Source organism: Syntrophomonas sp. UBA5494 (assembly GCF_002426325.1).
This window is the reverse complement of the sequence record NZ_DIPG01000035.1, coordinates 2,297-2,900: the sequence shown is the minus strand read 5'-3', so window position 1 is coordinate 2,900 and position 604 is coordinate 2,297. Positions and strand designations below refer to the sequence as shown.

Here is a 604-nt window from a genome sequence, read left to right as displayed (position 1 = left end):
AATAACCATTATAATGCTTATTCTTCGCACATGATCACCACCAAAGCATCTTTTACTTTCTAAACTCCATTGGGATCTCAACAGGCACATCAAAATAAAAAATGATAAAACTACCCATTGCTATTGCAAATAAGTAAGCTAACAACGGTTTGGTGTAGTGAAGCCTGAGCAAAGGAAACATTATACTTATGAAAGCTAGAGACCACCAGATATTCCAGCCATAATCATGAATGATACCATTATTTATTAAGAAAAGATATTCGACAATAATATAGATAAATATCCATTTTATATAGTAGAGTGTTTTTTTGAGGGTATTATCGGGATAATTTGATAAGAATAGTAATGCATTGGCTGGAAAAACAATAAAAGTATAGCCTAGTTCTGCAATAGTATGATTACTAAAAAATTCTGGAATTAATCTCCACAAGAAGTGATTGGCACAAATAAAATTATAGGTTAAATTTCCCACAACTACGAACAGCATGGTTGAATGGTATTTTTTCCAATTCCTCCAGTCTCCCCAACGCCAGGCGGCAATGATAGAAATAATTGCGGTGAATACATGCATAGCAATTATTTGCTCCTCGAATTGATTAGATAT

The 604-nt window shown here is 33.1% G+C and carries 1 protein-coding gene; it reads right to left on the bottom strand.

Features of this window, described 5'->3' with window-relative positions; genetic code table 11:
* Positions 1–52: 52 nt before the first annotated feature.
* On the bottom strand, positions 53–604 hold a 552-nt coding region (locus B3W37_RS03580; protein WP_483174804.1), incomplete at its 5' end, for a CBO0543 family protein.